We start from the raw sequence: 17226 nt of genomic DNA, 5'->3' as shown, positions 1-17226 counted from the left end.
GGCTTACGCCGGATCGGGAACCTTGTCCCGCATCAGGACGAACTCTTCCGCCGTGGACGGGTGAAGGGCGATGGTGCGGTCGAAATCGGCCTTGGTGGCGCCGCAGGTGATGGCGATGCCCAGAGCCTGGATGATTTCCGGCGCGTCCATGCCCATCATGTGGCAGCCCAGAACCTTCTGGCTGTCACCATCCACCACCAGCTTCATCAGCACCCGCTCGTCACGGCCCGACAGGGTGTGCTTCATGGGACGGAAGCCGGTGCGGTAGATGTCCACCTTGGGATACTTCGCCCGCGCCTCGGCCTCGGTCAGGCCGACGGTGCCGAGCGGCGGCTGGGAGAACACAGCGGTGGGAATGTTGTCGTACGACACCCGCATGGGGTTGTTGTTGTAGTGGGTCTCGGCAAAGGCCCGGCCCTCGGCAATGGCCACCGGGGTCAGCGCCACCCGGTCGGTCACGTCGCCCAGGGCATAGATGGTCTCCACGTTGGTGCGCAGACCGTCATCGACGATCACCGCTCCCTTGGAATCGAGGGCCACGCCCACCTCTTCCAGCCCCAGATTGCGGGTGTTGGGGTGGCGCCCGGTGGCGGCCATGACCAGCCCCGCCGAATGCTCCCGCCCCAGATGGTCGGTGACGGTGAAGCCGCTGGCGCTTTCCTCCACCTTCACCGGCTTGGTGCGGGCCAGGATGGTGACGCCGCGCTTGCGCATCTCCTGGGCCAGCGCCACGCGGATGTCGTCGTCGAAGCCGTTCAGCAGCTCCTCGCCGCGGATCATCAGCGTGACGTCCACGCCCAGTCCGGCGAAGATGCCGGCGAACTCCACGGCGATGTAGCCGCCGCCGATGATGATCAGGGAATGGGGCAGCCGGCCCAGGTGCAGCGCCTCGTTGGAGGTGATGGCGTGCTCGATGCCGGGAATGGCGGGCAGCGACGGCCAGCCGCCGGTGGCGATCAGGATCTTGGCGGCGGTGACGCGCCGGTCCCCGATCTCCACCGTGTGCCGGTCGATCAGCCGCCCATGGCCGTTGAACAGCGTGACCCCGGCCCGTTCCAGCATGCCGATGTAGATGCCGTTCAGACGGTCGATCTCCTTGTCCTTGTTGGCGATCAGCGTGGCCCAGTCGAAGGCGGGGACGGAGGCCCCCCAGCCGTAGCCCGGCGCATCGGCGAAGGCGTCGCGGAACTGGCTGGCGTAGACCAGAAGCTTTTTCGGCACGCAGCCGCGGATGACGCAGGTGCCGCCGACCCGGCTGCCCTCGCAGATGCCGACCCTGGCCCCGAACCCGGCGGCCCGCCGGCTGGCGGCCACCCCGCCCGATCCGGCGCCGATGGTGAAGAGATCGAAATCGAACTGAGTCACGAAGGGATTCTCCCGTGGTCTCTTAGGCTGATTTTAAACCGCATACGGCACCATGGAGTGTTCCCGCTTTTCCGGCTGTTGTCGAGGGGATGACGCCGCCGCCAAAACGGGCTAGAACCGGCGGTGGATCGTCCCTTCACCGTTTGGCAAAGCCCGCATCATGAGCCTGATTAACCCCCGCACCCCCCCTGGCGTGATGGAACTGCTGCCCCGCCAGCAGGTGGCCTTTCAGCGCATGCTCGACACCATCCGCCGCGGTTACGAGCGGTTCGGCTTCGTGCCGGTGGAAACCCCGGTGTTCGAAACCGCCGACGTGCTGCTGACCAAATCGGGGGGCGAGACGGAAAAGCAAGTCTATTTCGTCCAGTCCACCGGCGCCATCCAGCAGGGGCACAAGCCCGACATGGCGCTGCGCTTCGATCTGACGGTGCCGCTGGCCCGCTATGTCGCCGAGCATGAACGGGATCTCGCCTTTCCCTTCCGCCGCTACCAGATGCAGCGCGTCTATCGCGGCGAACGGGCGCAGCGGGGCCGGTTCCGCGAGTTCTATCAGTGCGACATCGACGTGATCGGCAAGGACACGCTGGGCCTGCACTACGACGCCGAGATGCCGGCGGTGATCCACCACGTGTTCCGCGAGCTGAACTTCGGCGGCTTCACCATCAACATCAACAACCGCAAGATCCTGCTGGGCCTGCTGGACGGGCTGGGCATCGGCGAGCCGGAACGCCGGGTGCTGGTGCTGCGCGAGATCGACAAGCTGGACAAGCTGGACCGAGACAAGGTGCGCGCCAACCTGACGGCCGACGACCTGGGGGTGCCCGGCGACGTGGCCGACCAGATTCTGGCCCTGATCGCCGAGCAGAAAAGCAACGACGACACCCTGGCCGCCCTGCGCGCCATGGATGTGGACAACGACACCTTCCGCACCGGCATCCATGAACTGTCCACGGTGATGGAGGGCCTGCGCGCCTTCCAGGTGCCCGACGACGCGGTGCGCATCAATCTGGCCATCGCGCGGGGGCTGGATTACTACACCGGCACCGTCTACGAGACCTTCCTCAACGACCACCGCGGCATCGGCAGCGTGTGTTCGGGCGGGCGGTACGAAAACCTCGCCAGCCACTACACCAAGTCGCGGCTTCCGGGTGTCGGCATCTCCATCGGCGCCACCCGCCTGTTCTACCAGTTGATGGAAGCGGGACTGATCAAGGACGGGTCCGCCACCGCCCAGGTGCTGGTGACCCAGATGGACCCGGCGCTCACATCCGATTATTTCCGTCTGGCCGCCGACCTGCGCGCCGCCGGTCTCAACACCGAAATCCAGCTCGACGGCGGCAAGCTGGCCAAACAGATGAAATACGCCGACAAGGCCGGCATCCCCGTGGCCGTGCTGATGGGCAGCGACGAGAAGGCCCGCGGTACCGCCACCGTCAAGCACCTGCTGCGCGGCGAACAGCGCGAGGTGGCGCTGGCCGACCTGCCGGCCATGGTCAAGGCCCTGCTGGACGCCTGACCCCCCTTCCCCGCCGGGTCCGGGATCCGGCGGGGAACAATCTTGCGTTCTTTGCATCGTTTCGTGGCGCGGCTGGCGAAACAAAGAATCCGGCACGCAGAAAGATACGCTCCGGAAGGTGGGTGGTTTGTCCGGCACCGGGCGGAAAATCTGCTCTCCCATGAGAAATGCAAATCCAAACACATTGGGAAGCCCGTATAATCCGCAACAGGATCATCCGTTGAACGGGCCTTTCCCCCCATGTTTGCACGCCTCAAGATCGCAAGCCTCGTCACTCTGTTCGGTGTCTTGATTACTCTGGGTTTCCTGGCCGCCGCCGTGGCCGGCGTGTCCGCCATCGCCGAGCTGAAGGTGGGCGGGCCGCTGTACCAGCGCATCGTGCTGGGCAAGGATCTGGTGGCCGACATCCTGCCGCCGCCGGAATACATCATCGAATCCTACCTGGAAGCCACCCTGGCCCTGAACGACCCGGCGTCCGTGACCGCACGGCGAAGCCGGCTGGCCCAGTTGCGCAAGGAATACGACGAGCGCCACGCCTATTGGGAAGCCCGCCAGCCGGGCGAGATGGACCTGTCGGTGCGCGACATGCTGACCCGCACATCCCACACCCCCGTGTCCCGTTTCTGGACGGAACTGGACGCCCGCTTCCTGCCGGCGCTGGAGCGGGGTGATCTGACGGCGGCCAAGGCGGCCTATGGCGTGCTGGCCCAGGCGTACAACGATCACCGGGCCGTGGTGGACAGCATCGTCAAGGCCACCGAGACGATGAACGCCGACACCGAACGCTATGCCGACCAACGCGATTCGCTGTTCCTCGGCATCCTGTGGTCGGTGGCGGGGGTGGTTCTGGTGCTGCTGGTGGGCGGCATCATCGGCATCGCCCGCGGCGTGATCCGCCCGGTGGTGGGCATGACCGCGGTGATGACCCGTCTGGCCGACGGCGACCTGTCGATCATCGTGCCATCCACCGGACGGGCCGACGAGGTGGGCGACATGGCCCAGGCGGTGCAGGTGTTCCACGCCAACGCCATCGAAACCGAACGGCTGCGGGCGGAACAGGAAAACCAGCGCCGTCAGGCCGAACAGGAACGGCTGACCTCCCTGCGCACCATGGCCGAAACCGTGGAGCGCGAGGCCCGCACGGCGGTGGAAGGCGTGGCGACCCAGACCGGCCGCATGGCCGAAAACGCGCAAAAGATGGCCCGCTCCGCCGATGCCGTCACCCACAACAGCCAGTCGGTGGCCGCCGCCGCCCATCAGGCCCTGACCAACGCCCAGACCGTCGCCAGCGCGTCGGAAGAGTTGAACGCCTCCATCCGCGAAATCGCCAGCCAGGTGGGGGCGGCCAACGGCGTCACCCGCGACGCCGTGGCGGCGTCGGACCGTGCCCAGGCCACCATCGCGCAACTGGCCGGGGCCGTGAACCGCATCAGCGAGGTGGCGGGCCTGATCAACTCCATCGCCGGGCAAACCAACCTGCTGGCGCTCAACGCCACCATCGAGGCCGCCCGGGCGGGCGAGGCCGGCAAGGGATTCGCCGTGGTGGCGACGGAAGTGAAGAATCTGGCCGCCCAGACCGCCAAGGCCACCGAGGAAATCGGCCAGCAGATCACCGAGATCCAAAGCACCACCGACGGGGCCGTGCAGGCGGTGACCGACATCGCCGGCGCCATCCGCAACATCGAGGGGCTGTCGGGCATGATCGCCGCCGCCATCGAGGAGCAAGGAGCCGCCACCAACGAAATCGCCCGCAACGTGGCCCAGACCTCCGACGCAGCCCGCGAGGTGGCGGCCCGCATCGCCGGCGTGTCGGATGAGGCCAACGCCACCGGCGCCCGCGCCGCCGAGGTCAGCAGCCTGTCCGGCGCCGTGTCCGACAGCATCGACGCCCTGCGCACCGTGCTGATCCGCGTGGTCCGCACCGCGACCAAGGATGTGGACCGCCGCGTCACCCCCCGCTACGCCCTCAACCGCTCCGCCACCCTGATTCTCGGCGGGCAGCCCCACACGGTGTCGGTGGAGGATTTCTCCGAAGGGGGGGCGCTGCTGCTGAACGGCCCGGCTTCGGCCCGCGACGGCACGCGCGGGGAATTGCGGGTGGACGGCTTGGCCCCTGCCCTGCCGCTGGCCGTCCGCAGCATCGAACACGGGCGCATCCATGTGCAGTTCGACCTGACGCCGGAACAGGCGGTGCGCTTCGCCGACCAGTTCGCCCGGCTGGTCAAGGGCCTGCCACGCAAGGGTTACGCAGCCTGACGGTGGGAAAGAAAAAGCCCCCGCTACGGATGGCGGGGGCTTCGCGCCGGCTTTGCGGAAGCCCGGGTTTACGGAACCTGGAAATACACCGCCGGCCACATGGCCCGCATTCCGCAGAAATAGTGGCTTTCCTCCGGCTTCGACGCCGGCACCAGCCCTTCGGGCAGGATGACCCACGCCATCTTCTCCCCATCGACCTCCCCGACCCACACACCGCGCACGGTGTCGAAACGCACCGGCGCTTCGAACCCGCAGGCATGGCCGTTGCCACCCGTGGCCTCGGCGGTGACGGTCAGGGTGCCGCCGGCGCCGGTGATGGTGGCAATGTCGGGGGAATCGCCATAGGCACGCACCAGCCTGGCCACCAGCGGGTCGTTCGCCACCGCCGCCTTGGGGTGGGCGGGGCCGCCGCTGAAACGGCGCGTGCCGGGGGCGGAAGCCGCCTTGACCGTCTCACGCCCCAGTTCCGCCAGCCGGGTCACATAGGCGTTGGCGATGCAGGAATAGCGCGTGTCCTCCCCCAGCGTGGCGCAGCCGTTGCGGGTCTTGAGGAACGTGGTCTGGGCGGTCTTCACCAGCGTCTTGTCCGCCGCCGCGTCGATGACCCGGCGGTAGGTCAGGCCCATCACCCGGTCGAGGGCGGCCAGATCGTCCATCTGGCACAGCGCCTTTTCCACCACGCTCAAATTCGGCGGAGAGCAGTCGAAGGACGGAACCGTCCCCATGCGCGTCATCAACGACAGGGGCTTGCCACCGCCCAACTGGCGAAGCTGGTCCAATTCGGCGGCGGTGAACACCTCGCCGTTTCCGCTGCGCAAGGGGGGGGGCGTCAGGCGCACGTCGGTCACCTGGGCCTTGGCCAACGCGTCCAGGATATCGGGCATCAGCGGCAGGACCGTGCGCTCCACCCGCGCCCCGTCGAGAACCGTATCCAAGGTGGACAGCGGGGCCGCCAGATCGGTACCCCGCAGGTCCGCGTCGCGCAGGCTGACCGGCTTCTCGCCCTCGAACCCGTCGCATCCCTCGCCCACGATACCGGGGGGGCAGGCGATGGTCGCCCCGGACAGGTTGGCGCGGTCGAAACGCACCCCTGCAATCGTGGTGCTTTCCAGCCGCGCCCCGGACAGGTTGGCGCCGCTGAAGTCCGCCCCGGTCAAAACGCCATGGTCGAAGCAGGCACCGGCGAAATTGGTGCCGGCCAGATTGCTTTCCGCAAAGCTGACGTCGAGGAAGCGCACCCCCGGCGCCTGCCACCCGGCCAGCGAATCCTTGGTGACGCCGACGCTGTTGACCACCGACCCCGGCGCCAGCTTCATGCGCGCCAGCACCGCCGCCGGCCAGGGTTGCGGCTCTCCTCCCACCGCCTGGTCGAGGGCGGGACCGATCCACGCCACCACCGGATGATCGGCGGGCAGGCGTCCCGCCTCCTTCGGTGAGGACACCGTGATGTACCCGGCCTTCGGCATCTCGCCGCACGCGCTGTCCGATGCGGCCCAGGCCGGCAGGGCCAAACCGGCCAGACCCGATGCCAACAGACCGATACGCGCCGCCGTGCGGCCCCTGGTTCCCAGCATGTCCCGCCCCCGCTCGTTCGACGTGCGGCCTCAGATGTCTTCCGCACCCAGATAGGAATGGATCACCCGCGGATCGGACACAACCGCCGCCGGTGTCCCATCGGCGATTTTCTCGCCATGTTCCAGAACCACCACATGGTCGGACAGCGCCATCACCGCCCGCATCACATGCTCGATCATCAGGATGGTCAGCCCTTCGCGCCGGTTCAGGTCGCGCAGGACCTCCACCATCTGATCGACCTCGGTCGGGCGCAGACCGGCCAGCACCTCGTCCAGCAACAGCAGCGACGGACGGGTGGCCAGCGCGCGCGCCACCTCCAGCCGCTTGCGGTCGGGCAGGGTCAGGCTGCGCGCCGGGCGCTGGGCCATGCCGTCCAGACCCAGCCGGCGCAGCACGCCGCGGGCGTGGGAGCGAGCGGCCTCCACCGATTTTTCACGGGCCAGCGCCCCCACCAGCACGTTCTCTTCCACCGACAGCTCGCCGAACGGCTTGACGATCTGGAAGGTGCGCCCGATGCCGGCGGCGCACGCCTGATCGGGGCGGAAGCCGGTGATGGTGCGCCCATCCAGCACCACCGAGCCTTCATCGGGCGGGAACACCCCGGCAATCAGGTTGAAGGTGGTGGTCTTGCCCGCGCCGTTGGGGCCGATCAGGGCGACGATGGTGCCTACCGGCACCTCGAAACTGACGTCCGAGACGGCCTTCAGGCCGCGAAAGCGCTTGGACAGGTTGGAAACCGACAGCAGAGCCGCCATCACTCATCCTCCCCCGGACGGCGGACCAGCCGCAGCTTGCCGGCCATCCACGGCCACACCCCGTCGGGGCGGAACACCACGATCACCACCAGCGCCGCCCCGTAGAAAAGCTGTTTCATGCCGGGCGCGTCCATCCCCGCCTTGTCCACTAGAAAGGTCAGAAGCTCGCCCAGCGGCGTCAGGATGAAGGCCCCCAGGATCGGCCCGAACAGCGTGCCGATGCCGCCGACGATGGCCGGCAGGATGATCTCGATGGACCGGCCCATGGAGAACACCTGCTCGGGGAACAGGGTGCTGAAGTAGAAGGTCTGGAACACGCCGCCCAGCGCGGCCAGCGCCGACGAGATCAGCACCGCCAGCATCCGCACCCGGAACAGGTTGATGCCCGACGCCTCCGCCGCGTCCGGCTCCTCGCGGATCGCCAGCCACTGATAGCCCAGCCGGCTGTGCAGCAGCACCCGCGCCAGCGCCAGCGCCGCCACCGTCAGCGCCAGGATCACGTAATAGAACATCACCGGCGACCCGCGCAGGTTCAGCAGGTCGTCGGGCGTGCTGGGATCGTGGGCCGGCAGGAAAAAGCCGCCCGACCCGCCCAGGAACGTCAGATGGTCGAAGGCGATGCGCGCCACCTCGGCGAACGCGATGGTCAGCAGGGCGAAATGCACCCCCTTGACCCGGAAGCGGAAGCCCAGCACGCCGATGAAGCCGCCGGCCAGTGCCGCCGCCACCATGGCCGCCAGCATCCCCGCCCACGGCGTGACGCCGCCGTGCAGGAACAGCGCCCCCGCCACATAAGCCCCCAGCCCCACATAGAGCGCGTGCCCAAGCGACAGCAGGCCGGCAAAGCCCATCATCACGTTCCACGCCTGCCCCAGATAGGCAAACCACAGGACGGTGGTCACCACCGACACCACATAGCGGTCCCCCACCAGCGGCAGCAGGACCAGCGCCGCCGCCATCAGGACGGCCAGAACGATTGCGCGCCGCGTCAGCATCACGAGCGTTTCCCCAAAAGCCCCTGCGGGCGCAGCAGCAGAACCACGATCAGCACCACATAGCTGAACAGCGACTTGAGCGACGGCGTGAGCAGAAAGCCCGCCAGCGCCTCCGACATGCCGATCAGCACGCCGCCCAGCAAGGCGCCGGGCAGGCTGCCCAGCCCGCCGATGATGACGATGATGAACGACAGCAGCGTGTATTCGCTGGCCAACTGCGGGCGGGTGTCCACCACCAGCGCCATCAGCGTGCCGGCGATCCCCACCACCGCCGTGCCGATGCCGAAGGTGAAGGCGTACAGCCCGTCAAGGTTCAGCCCCACCACCTTGGCCCCCAGCGGGTTGTCGGCGCAGGCCCGGATGGCCTTGCCCGTCCGGCTGAAGCGGAAGAAGGCGAACAGCACCGCCGTCACCACCAGCGCCCCCAGCCCGGCCCGCAGCCGCACGGCATCCAGGCTGAACGGCCCGATCTCCACCGTGTCGAACACGTAATCCACCTGAAGCCCGCGGGAATCGGGGCCGAAGATCATCAGCAGCCCGTTCACCAGGATGGTCGCCACCCCCAGCAGCAGGATGAACTGCATGTGCTCGGGCTTGCCGACGAAACGGTTGACCAGCCCGCGCTGCATCGCCCACCCCACCGCGAACAGCACCACCGCCACGATGGGCGCCGACAGCACCGGGTCCAGGTGAAAGGCGCCGAACAGCAGCACGGCCCCATACATGCCCGCGACCATCATTTCGCCATGGGCGAAATTGACCACGCGCACCACCCCGAAAATGACCGACAGCCCCAAGGCCGCCAGCCCGTACACCAAGCCGTTCAGCAGCCCGGAGGCGATGATGTTGAGGATGAAATCAAGCGGCATCGGACGGGTTCCATGAATGCAGACTTGGCGTTAGCAGCAGACCGGGGGCTATGCAAGAGGGGAGAACCATCAGGGGGACAAAGAAAGCCTCCGGCGGCCGGGGCCGGCGGCCCCGGACCCCATCGATTTTGCGTTTCGAAAAACAGAAATTCCCGTCATGATGGCAAATGAATATATTTGGATGATAAGCGGGCGGGGATGGAAGCCCGCATCCAAGCCGCCGATAACCCCGCCCTGGACGAATGGTGCGACCGCATCCTCGACGCCCGCACCATGGACGAGGTGTTCGGCGGCGGGACCGGGGCCGGTTAACGGCCCGTCTTCCCGTCCTCCAGCCGCGCCTTGAGATAGGACAGCAGCGGGTACAGCGCCGTCATCAGGGCCAGCAGGAAGCCCCATTCCCCCTCGCGGTAGCCCTTGCGGCGGATGTAGACCTTGTAAAAGCGCGACACGAAGCGGCGCAGGTTACGGCCCAGGGTCTCGTTGAGGCCCTCGGCCCGCATGTCGGCGGCCCGTTCGGAGGTGTAGCGGTTCAGCCGGTCCACCATGTCGAAGATGTCGCGGTCCACCCGGTGGGTCAGGGTGGCCGACAGCCGCGGGCCGCCGGTGCCGGTCCAGTCCAGCGACGGATGCACCCGCTGCGCCCCCCAGCGCTTGGCACCCTTGCGGAACAGGATGTTCTTCGACCCCACCCCGAAATAGGCCCCCCAGCCGTTGCGCACGTGGCGGTCACCCACGTAATTGTCGATGGCCACGCTGTGCCAGTCGAACGCGGAGGCGGCGATGACATCGCGGATCTCTGCGGCCAGCGCCGGGCTGACGATCTCGTCCGCGTCCACCTCCACGATCCAGGCACCACGGCAGGCGTCGATGCCGGCGTTGCGGCGGTCGCCCTCGATGGGCCAGCCGCCGGCCAGCACGCGGCCGGTGTAGCGGCGGGCGACGGCTTCGGACTGGTCGGTGCAGCGGTCCAGCACCACCACGATCTCGTCGGCGAACCCCAGCGCCTCCAGACAGGCGGGCAGCGCCTCTTCCTCGTTGCGGGCGACGACCAGGGCGGACAGGGCGACGGACGCGCCGTCCGTCCGGTCCTGTACCGGGGCCTGAGACACGGTGCCGCTGGTCATGAGATACGGTCCCTCCACCACCCCGGCGAACGGGGGTTTTCAAAACGGGCGGCATTATGCAAAAACGCATCGTCCGCCGCTTGTGTTTTTTCCAACCGCTCCTTTCTCAACGCCTTGACCAGCAGGAACGCCGATGCCGCGCATCATCATCGGGGATGACGTGTTCGCCTATGACGGGCGCAGCTATGAACGCGGCCCCCTGGGCGGCACCGAAACCGCGACGGTCAAGCTGGCCGAGGCACTGGCCGCCCACGGCAACCGCGTGGTGGTGGAAACCCTGACGCCGGAACCGGTGGAGCACAACGGCGTGCTGTGGCGCCCCGCCGGCTCGGTGCGGGAAAACGCCGATCTGGTGATCGTCAGCCGGCGGCCCGGCAATCTGGCCCGCTACCGCCATATCCGCCGCCGCGCCGTGTGGCTGCACGGGCCGGGGCAGTACCTGCGCAAGCCCCGCCATGCGTGGCCGCTGTTCCGCCAGCCGGCATCCTGCGTGTGCATCGGCACGTATCAGGCGGGCACCGTGCCGGGGTGGATCCCCTTCCGCGGGCGCTATGTGTTCCCTTATGGCATCAGCGCCGATTTCCTCGATCCGCCGTCCCTGTCCGTGGCCCCACCGCCGCACGTGCTGTTCACCTCCAATTTCCAACGCTCGCTGGACTGGGTGCTCGACCTGTGGGAACGGCGCATCCACCCGGCGGTGCCGGCGGCGGAACTGCACATCTACGGCGGCCCGGCGGTCTATGGCGGGCAGATGGCGGAAAAGATGCGCGCACCCATGGAGCAAGCCCAGCGCATGGCGGGTCTGGGCGTGCGGCTGATGGGGCCGCTGGCCAAGGACCAGTTGGCCGGCCGGCTGCGCGCGGGCCGGCTGATGGCCTACCGCGGCGATCTGGGGGAGACCTATTGCCTGTCGGCGGCGGAGGCGGTGGCCTGCGGCCTGCCGGTGGTCACCGCCGGCATCGGGTCGTTGAAGGAGCGGGTGGAGGACGGGCGCACCGGCTTCATCCGCGAGGACGCCGACGGTTTCGCCGGCGCCTGCATCCAGATTCTGACCGACGACACCCTGTGGCGCCGCCTGCACGAAAACTGCCGCACCTTTCCGCAACGGCTGTGGCGCGACGCGGCGGCGGATTTCGAATCCCTGATCGGCTAGAGTGTGATCGGTTCAAACGGAATCGTTTGAAGCGTGAATCACACGGGAAAACCAAAAGCTTAGAGTCCTTCAGGTGCTTCAATAAGCACCTGAAGGACTCTAATAAGCCGTCCGCCCGTCCAGATCCTCCAGCCGGCCTTCGAGAGACGCTTTCAGGCACAGCCGCGCCGTGGCGGTGGCGGCCTGATCCCGTTCGGTGCCGGCCCGCACCCAGCAGAGCGCGCTGATGCGTTCCTCGAACCGCCGCCGGTCCAGGGTCATGGCGTCGGCGGCCCCGGCCCGCCGGTCGGACGGGACGGCGGACAACAGCCGTTCCGTCTTCTGCCGGATGCGCCCGTCCAACTGCGCCAGATCCGGCGTGTCGCAGATCACCCGCAGCACCGGCAGCACCGTGCGGGCGCACCGCGGATCGGCGGGCAGCGGATCGGCCAGGGGGGCCAGCGCCGGGGCGGCGGCGGGGATCACCTTGGGCACCGGCACCGCGGCCATCGGCGGTCCGGCCATCGGCGGGGCCGGCGGGGCCGGGATCCGCGCCGTCACCTCCGCTCCCGGCTTGGCGGGCTGAGGCTTCGGTGAGCCGGACAGCGGCACCAGCAATTGCACCACGCCCCGCTCGTCCAACGGGGCGGCGGCGATCTGGGGGGCGGCGTAAGCCTCGGCCATCACCCGCACCGGGGTGCCGACGGCGGCGATGGAAAACAGGGTTTCGATGTCGTCATCGCCCATGCGGAAACAGCCCCCCGATGCCCGGCGCCCGATGGACTCGGGATCGTTGGTGCCGTGAATGGCATAGGTGGGCCAGCCGAGATCCAGCGCGAAACGGCCCAAGGGATTGTCCGGCCCCGGCGGCACGCTGGCCGGCAGGCTGGGGTTGCTGCGCCGCTGGTTGGCGGTGGGATGCCAGGTGGGGTTTTCCCGCTTGCGCACGATGGTGGTCACACCCAGCGGGATTTCCACGCCGGGCCGCCCGATGGCGACGGGAAAGGATGCCCGCGTGTCCCCCGCTCCGCCGACCAGATACAGCCGGCGGTCGGCCAGGCTGATGACCACATAGGCGGTGTCGTTTGCCCTGCCGGGCTCGGCCGCTCCGGCCCACGCCGGCACCAGCAGCGCCAGAATGGTAAAGGCCGCACAGACGAAACGGCGGATCAGGACGACGGCGCTGTGCAACCCCTTCCCCATGACCTTCCCCCACGGCACGGAAAGACCCCACGGTCCTGGGGGGCAGTGAAGCGCCAATCTCCCTAACGCTTTCTTAATTCGGGCACCCCGCCCACCCCCGGAAGGGAATGGGCGGGGCCGTCCGTGGTCAGGAACGCTTCTGCCAGCCGGGCATGGGGAACACCGGCTCCATTTCCGCCGCCCCCTTGGGCAGCACCACGGTGGGCCGCAGGCCGCGGTTCTGGATGCAGGCGGAGGCCAGATTGACGTTCTGCCCCTTCTCGTCGAAGGTGATGGCTGGGCCGACCATCATCTTGTTCGACAGGTTGGTGGTGCGCAGCGCCTCCAGCATGGGGGCGGATTCCGGCGAGCCGGCGCGCTTGAACGCATCCGCCGCCACCAGGATCGCTTCCAGGGTGAAGGCGACGTTGAAGCCGTAGCCTTCGAAGCGGTCGTTGGGGAACGCCTTCTTGAAGGCAGCCATCACCCGCTGCGACAGCTCGGCCTTGGGGTCGTACCAGGGCAGGTTGGTGATGGCGAAGTCGGAATACTTGCCCAGCGCCTTGTAGAACTGCTCGTCGTACAGGCCGGGCGAGCCGGGCGACGCGATGCCCATCGGCTCCCACTTCTGCTTCACCATTTCACGCACCAGCATGATGGCGTCGTTGGCGCGGGTGGTGACGATGGCGAGATCGGCGCCGGTGGCCTTGGCCTTGGCGACTTCCACCGCCAGATCCTGGGCCTTGGGATCGTAGGCGATGGATTCCACGATCTTGAACGGCATGTCCAACGTGGGGAACAGGGTGTCCATCGCCTGCTTGTTGCCCATGCCGAAGGTGTCGTTGGCGTGCAGGAACACCGCCGCTTTCGGCGTGGCGCCGGTGGCGGCGAACAGATCCTTCATCAGCGCCATGCCGTTCTTCACCAGCATGGTGCTGGTGGGGAAGTTGCGGAACACGGTCTTGTAACCCTGCTCCGTCAGCTTGTCGGCGGCGGCGATGTTCATCACCAGCGGCACGCCGCGCTGCTCGCACACCTGGGCGGCGGCGGCGGTCTGGCCGCTGTCGAAGGCGCCGACGATGACGTTGGCGCCGTCGTTGATCAGCTTTTCCGTACGGCTGCGGGCGACGTCCACGTTGGATTCGGTGTCCGCCGACAGGATTTCGACCTTATAGCCCAGCTCGCTCAGCACGGCGGGGGCGATGTCGGCGCCGCGCTGGCAGGCCTGACCCGCCTGGGCCAGCAGGCCGGAGCGCGGCAGCAGGACGCCGACCTTCAGCGAAGCCGCCTGGGCGAACGCGGGGGCCTTGCCGAAGGCCGCCAGAGCACCGGCGGCCAGAACCCCCTGACCGAAGCCGCGGCGGGTGATGGTATGCGACATGACAGGCGTCTCCCTGACCAGTTTCTTGGTGATAAGGGTGCCAGATGTCGCGCGAACCGGGCCGGGAAGTCAAAGAAGAATCGAATCCCCCGCGGGATACGACTGATTATGGCGCCCCCCCGGCGGCAGGGCTCCGCCGATCCCTCAATAATCCCGGTCGGGATGGTCGGCGTGGTCGCCCAGGCTCATGATTCCCACCCCCATGGCCACGCTGCCGAAGGTCAGGCAGACGGAGCCGATCAGCAGGTACAGCCCCACGCCCACGGAATCGGCGGCAAGCAGCAGCGTGCGCAGTCCCGCGGCGTCGGTGGCCAGCGCCGCCGCGCAAAACACCAGCCCGGCGGTGACGCCGACGGCCAGATGCTTGGCCAGAAAGACCAGGGCCTCTTTTTCCTTGGGTGCCATGGCTCTACATTAGCGATATTTGATGAAGCGGGCAAGCGGCCCGCTAGACAGCCGTGGACACCGGGGCGAAACGGGCGACGGTATCCACCAGTTCACCCACGGCGAACGGTTTAGAAATAAACCCGTCCATGCCGCAGTCAACCGCCTGTTTGCGTTCCGACGCCAGGGCCCCGGCGGTCAGGGCGATGACCGGCAGATGGCGCAAGCGCAGATCCTTCTTGATGACCGCCGTGGCCTCGTACCCGTCCATCACCGGCATCTGCACGTCCATCAGCACCACGTCGAAGGCGCCGGGGGCACGGTTCAGCCGGTCCACCGCCGCCTGCCCGTCGGCTTCGCAGACCACCGCCGCCCCCTTCCCTTCCAGGATGCGGCTGGCGACCAGCCGGTTGATGCTGTTGTCCTCCACCAGCAGAATACGCACGCCCGCCAGCGGCGCCGGGGCGGCGGCCGGGATATGCACCGGCACCGGATTGGCCGGAGCGGCGGCGGCAAAGGGGATTTCGACCGTGAAACGGCTGCCCTGGCCGGGGGTGCTGTCCACGGCGATGCTGCCCCCCATCATCTCCACCAGCTTCCTGCTGATGGCCAGCCCCAGGCCCGAGCCGCCGAACCGGCGGGTGGTTGTGGTGTCGGCCTGGCTGAAAGCCCGGAACAGCCCCGGCAACGCATCGGGCGGGATGCCGATGCCGGTGTCGCTGACCGTGAAGCGCAGCATCACACGCTCCCCCTCCGCCGGAACCTGCTCCACCGACAGCCGGACGGAGCCGGTTTCAGTGAATTTGATGGCGTTGCCGGTCAGGTTGACCAAAATCTGCTGCAGCCGGAATCCGTCTCCGGCCAGATCATCCGGCACGCCGGGCGCCACATCGACCCGGAAATCCAGCGCCTTGGCCTGGGCGTTCACCCCGGCCATGGCGGTGATCGCCTCCATCACCCCCGGCAGGTTGAAGGCGGTGCATTCCAACTCCAGCCGCCCCGCCTCGATGCGGGAGAAATCCAGGATGTCGTTGACGATGGACAGCAGCGACCGTCCGGCCAGCCCGATCTTGCCCACATGCCCGTCCTGTTCACGGTTGAGGGCGGTCCGCTCCAAAAGATAGGTCAGGCCCAGGATGGCGTTTAGCGGCGTGCGGATCTCGTGGCTCATGTTCGCCAGGAATTCCGATTTGTGGCGGTTGGCGTTTTCCGCTTCCCGCGCCTTCTGTTCGGCCTCCGCCCAGGCCAGTTCGATCTGCTGGCGCTGTTCGGCTAGCGCCGCGGCCTGCTGTGACAGTTCCTCGTTCGCCATGCGCAGCTTTTCTTCCGACCCGCGCAGGGCCTCGGCCCGCACCTCCAGCTCCCACGCCTGCTCGCTCGTGCGGGCCAGGAGGATTTCCGCCTGCTCACGGCGGCGCAGCCCCTCGATGCCCAGCGCCAGCAGATCCTTGACCCGGTCCAGCAGGTCCATCGCTTTCCGCGGGATGTCGGCGGGCGAAAAGATCAGCAGCACCCCCACCGCCTGTCCGCGCACCGACAGCGCCAGACGCAGGGGCATGGTCCCGTCCATGGCCGCCGCCACATGATCCACCGCCCGTTCCGCCGCCGCGTCCGCCATGGCCACCACCGCGGGATCCAGAACCTCCGGCAGGTGCCGGCCCCCATCCCCCCCCTCGGCGCCGGCCAGCATCCAACCGGACCCGCGGCGCACATAGAGCGCCGCCCATGACCCCTCGGGCAAGCCATCGGTCAGGTACGGCAGCAGGACGCGCGCCAGCCCGGCGTGTGTGCTCTGCGCTTGCAGCGCGGCGGCGATGGCGGCGACCCGCGCGTCCAGACATCCCTGTTCCGACAGCCGGCGGGCGGTTCCCTGAAACCCGGCCAGGGTATCGGCGATGGTACCGATCTCGGACCGTCCGCCGCGGTAGGGAATGTCCACCTCCAGCCGCCCGGCCGTCAGATCCCGCATCACCCCGCACAGGCGTGTCAAAGGAGCCGTCAGGCTGCGGGTGACCACCCATGCCAGCAGCACCAGCAACACGCCGATGCCGGCGATCGCCAGCCCCCAATTCCGCAAGGTGTCGGCGATGATGGCCTGGGACTGGCTGTGCAGTTCCCGCGCCTTGTTGCCGGAAAAGGCGACGATGCGCCCGATGGCGGCGCTGACCGTGCCGTACCGCTCCCCTTCGTCCTGGAGCAGCACCACGCGCATGCCCGGGGAACCGCCGGGGGCCATGGCCAGGAAACGATCCTGCGCCGCCGCCCACCCATCCAGCGCCCAGCGCAGGGATTCCACATCCTCCGCCGGTCCGAGGTAATGGCCGGATATGCGCTCCAGGGCGGCGGCGACGGCCTTGCGGCTGGCCTGGATGCCGGCGCGGATCACCTCCGGCGGCTTGCCGCCCGCCTCCCACCGCAGGTTCTCCGCCAAAGCGTGGGCCTGGTCGGCGGCGTTGCGGATGTCGCGGATGGCGGTGCCGACCGTGAAGGGATGATCGTAGATCTGATCGGCCAGGACACCGATCCTTTCCATCTTCCGGTACCCCAACAGGGCAAGCGCGGAAAACAACACCAGAACCACCAGAAAGGCGGCCAGCAGGCGCACAAAAAGTGGAAGATCGCTGAACGTCCGCATTCGCCCCCATCCGCCCCTTCCGCAACCGCCCCCGGCACACCCCGCGTGTCATAC

Annotated in this window: 13 protein-coding genes; 3 read left to right on the top strand and 10 right to left on the bottom strand. The window is 68.0% G+C overall.

Translation table 11 applies throughout. The annotated features are described in order from the left end of the window. Positions 1 to 3: 3 nt before the first annotated feature. Positions 4 to 1365 (bottom strand): glutathione-disulfide reductase, encoded by a 1362-nt coding sequence (gor, locus tag M2352_RS16385; protein WP_264665638.1) that lies wholly within the window; start codon positions 1363 to 1365, stop codon positions 4 to 6. 160 nt (positions 1366 to 1525) lie between these two features. Between gor and hisS the strand changes: the two genes are divergently transcribed. Both hisS and M2352_RS16375 read left to right on the top strand, forming a co-directional pair. Beyond that, entirely contained in the window at positions 1526 to 2881 is a 1356-nt protein-coding gene (hisS, locus tag M2352_RS16380) for a histidine--tRNA ligase (protein WP_264665637.1), read from the top strand. Positions 2882 to 3121: 240 nt separating this feature from the next. After that, positions 3122 to 5137: a methyl-accepting chemotaxis protein gene (locus M2352_RS16375; RefSeq protein WP_264665636.1), complete on the top strand. Its 2016-nt coding sequence runs from the start codon at positions 3122 to 3124 to the stop codon at positions 5135 to 5137. 68 nt (positions 5138 to 5205) lie between these two features. Here the strand turns inward: M2352_RS16375 and M2352_RS16370 are convergent, their stop codons facing one another. From M2352_RS16370 to M2352_RS16350, 5 genes are all read right to left on the bottom strand, one after another. Continuing rightward, on the bottom strand, positions 5206 to 6711 hold the full coding sequence (locus M2352_RS16370; RefSeq protein WP_264665635.1) for a pentapeptide repeat-containing protein: 1506 nt from the start codon (positions 6709 to 6711) through the stop codon (positions 5206 to 5208). A 30-nt stretch (positions 6712 to 6741) separates the two neighbouring features. Further along, the gene (locus M2352_RS16365; RefSeq protein ID WP_264665634.1) at positions 6742 to 7467 is read right to left on the bottom strand and encodes an ABC transporter ATP-binding protein; all 726 of its coding nucleotides are present in this window, start codon (positions 7465 to 7467) and stop codon (positions 6742 to 6744) included. Then, a complete protein-coding gene (locus M2352_RS16360; protein WP_264665633.1) occupies positions 7467 to 8462 on the bottom strand; it encodes a branched-chain amino acid ABC transporter permease in 996 nt (331 codons plus the stop codon). Before M2352_RS16360 ends, M2352_RS16365 begins: the two co-directional genes overlap by 1 nt. After that, positions 8462 to 9331 carry a branched-chain amino acid ABC transporter permease gene (locus tag M2352_RS16355; RefSeq protein ID WP_264665632.1) on the bottom strand — a complete coding sequence of 290 codons (870 nt, stop codon included), beginning with the start codon at positions 9329 to 9331 and terminating at the stop codon, positions 8462 to 8464. The genes M2352_RS16360 and M2352_RS16355 overlap by 1 nt, the downstream gene beginning before the upstream one ends. Positions 9332 to 9639: 308 nt before the next feature. Continuing rightward, the gene (locus M2352_RS16350) at positions 9640 to 10458 is read right to left on the bottom strand and encodes a glycosyltransferase family 2 protein (RefSeq protein ID WP_264665631.1); all 819 of its coding nucleotides are present in this window, start codon (positions 10456 to 10458) and stop codon (positions 9640 to 9642) included. A 133-nt stretch (positions 10459 to 10591) separates the two neighbouring features. Between M2352_RS16350 and M2352_RS16345 the strand changes: the two genes are divergently transcribed. After that, positions 10592 to 11611: a glycosyltransferase family 4 protein gene (locus tag M2352_RS16345; protein ID WP_264665630.1), complete on the top strand. Its 1020-nt coding sequence runs from the start codon at positions 10592 to 10594 to the stop codon at positions 11609 to 11611. 99 nt (positions 11612 to 11710) lie between these two features. Here the strand turns inward: M2352_RS16345 and M2352_RS16340 are convergent, their stop codons facing one another. The 4 genes from M2352_RS16340 to M2352_RS16325 all read right to left on the bottom strand — a co-directional run bounded on the left by M2352_RS16340 (position 11711) and on the right by M2352_RS16325 (position 17172). Continuing rightward, positions 11711 to 12793 (bottom strand): L,D-transpeptidase, encoded by a 1083-nt coding sequence (locus tag M2352_RS16340; protein ID WP_264665629.1) that lies wholly within the window; start codon positions 12791 to 12793, stop codon positions 11711 to 11713. Between the two features lie 127 nt (positions 12794 to 12920). Next, positions 12921 to 14153 (bottom strand): ABC transporter substrate-binding protein, encoded by a 1233-nt coding sequence (locus tag M2352_RS16335; RefSeq protein WP_264665628.1) that lies wholly within the window; start codon positions 14151 to 14153, stop codon positions 12921 to 12923. Positions 14154 to 14297: 144 nt separating this feature from the next. Next, positions 14298 to 14558, bottom strand: coding sequence for a hypothetical protein (locus M2352_RS16330; RefSeq protein ID WP_264665627.1), 261 nt, complete (start codon positions 14556 to 14558; stop codon positions 14298 to 14300). 43 nt (positions 14559 to 14601) lie between these two features. Next, positions 14602 to 17172, bottom strand: a complete 2571-nt coding sequence (locus tag M2352_RS16325; protein WP_264665626.1) for an ATP-binding protein — start codon at positions 17170 to 17172, stop codon at positions 14602 to 14604. Positions 17173 to 17226: the final 54 nt, after the last annotated feature.

The organism is Azospirillum fermentarium (genome assembly GCF_025961205.1).
In the GTDB taxonomy this organism is placed as follows: Bacteria; Pseudomonadota; Alphaproteobacteria; order Azospirillales; family Azospirillaceae; genus Azospirillum; species Azospirillum fermentarium.
This window is presented reverse-complemented; position numbering and strand designations above follow the sequence as displayed.

Coding starts and splice junctions, on each gene's coding strand:
- hisS (WP_264665637.1), top strand. CDS start 1,526: ATGAGCCTGATTAACCCCCGCACCCCCCCTGGCGTGATGGAACTGCTG.
- M2352_RS16375 (WP_264665636.1), top strand. CDS start 3,122: ATGTTTGCACGCCTCAAGATCGCAAGCCTCGTCACTCTGTTCGGTGTC.
- M2352_RS16370 (WP_264665635.1), bottom strand. CDS start 6,711: ATGCTGGGAACCAGGGGCCGCACGGCGGCGCGTATCGGTCTGTTGGCA.
- M2352_RS16365 (WP_264665634.1), bottom strand. CDS start 7,467: ATGGCGGCTCTGCTGTCGGTTTCCAACCTGTCCAAGCGCTTTCGCGGC.
- M2352_RS16360 (WP_264665633.1), bottom strand. CDS start 8,462: ATGCTGACGCGGCGCGCAATCGTTCTGGCCGTCCTGATGGCGGCGGCG.
- M2352_RS16355 (WP_264665632.1), bottom strand. CDS start 9,331: ATGCCGCTTGATTTCATCCTCAACATCATCGCCTCCGGGCTGCTGAAC.
- M2352_RS16350 (WP_264665631.1), bottom strand. CDS start 10,458: ATGACCAGCGGCACCGTGTCTCAGGCCCCGGTACAGGACCGGACGGAC.
- M2352_RS16345 (WP_264665630.1), top strand. CDS start 10,592: ATGCCGCGCATCATCATCGGGGATGACGTGTTCGCCTATGACGGGCGC.
- M2352_RS16340 (WP_264665629.1), bottom strand. CDS start 12,793: ATGGGGAAGGGGTTGCACAGCGCCGTCGTCCTGATCCGCCGTTTCGTC.
- M2352_RS16335 (WP_264665628.1), bottom strand. CDS start 14,153: ATGTCGCATACCATCACCCGCCGCGGCTTCGGTCAGGGGGTTCTGGCC.
- M2352_RS16330 (WP_264665627.1), bottom strand. CDS start 14,558: ATGGCACCCAAGGAAAAAGAGGCCCTGGTCTTTCTGGCCAAGCATCTG.
- M2352_RS16325 (WP_264665626.1), bottom strand. CDS start 17,172: ATGCGGACGTTCAGCGATCTTCCACTTTTTGTGCGCCTGCTGGCCGCC.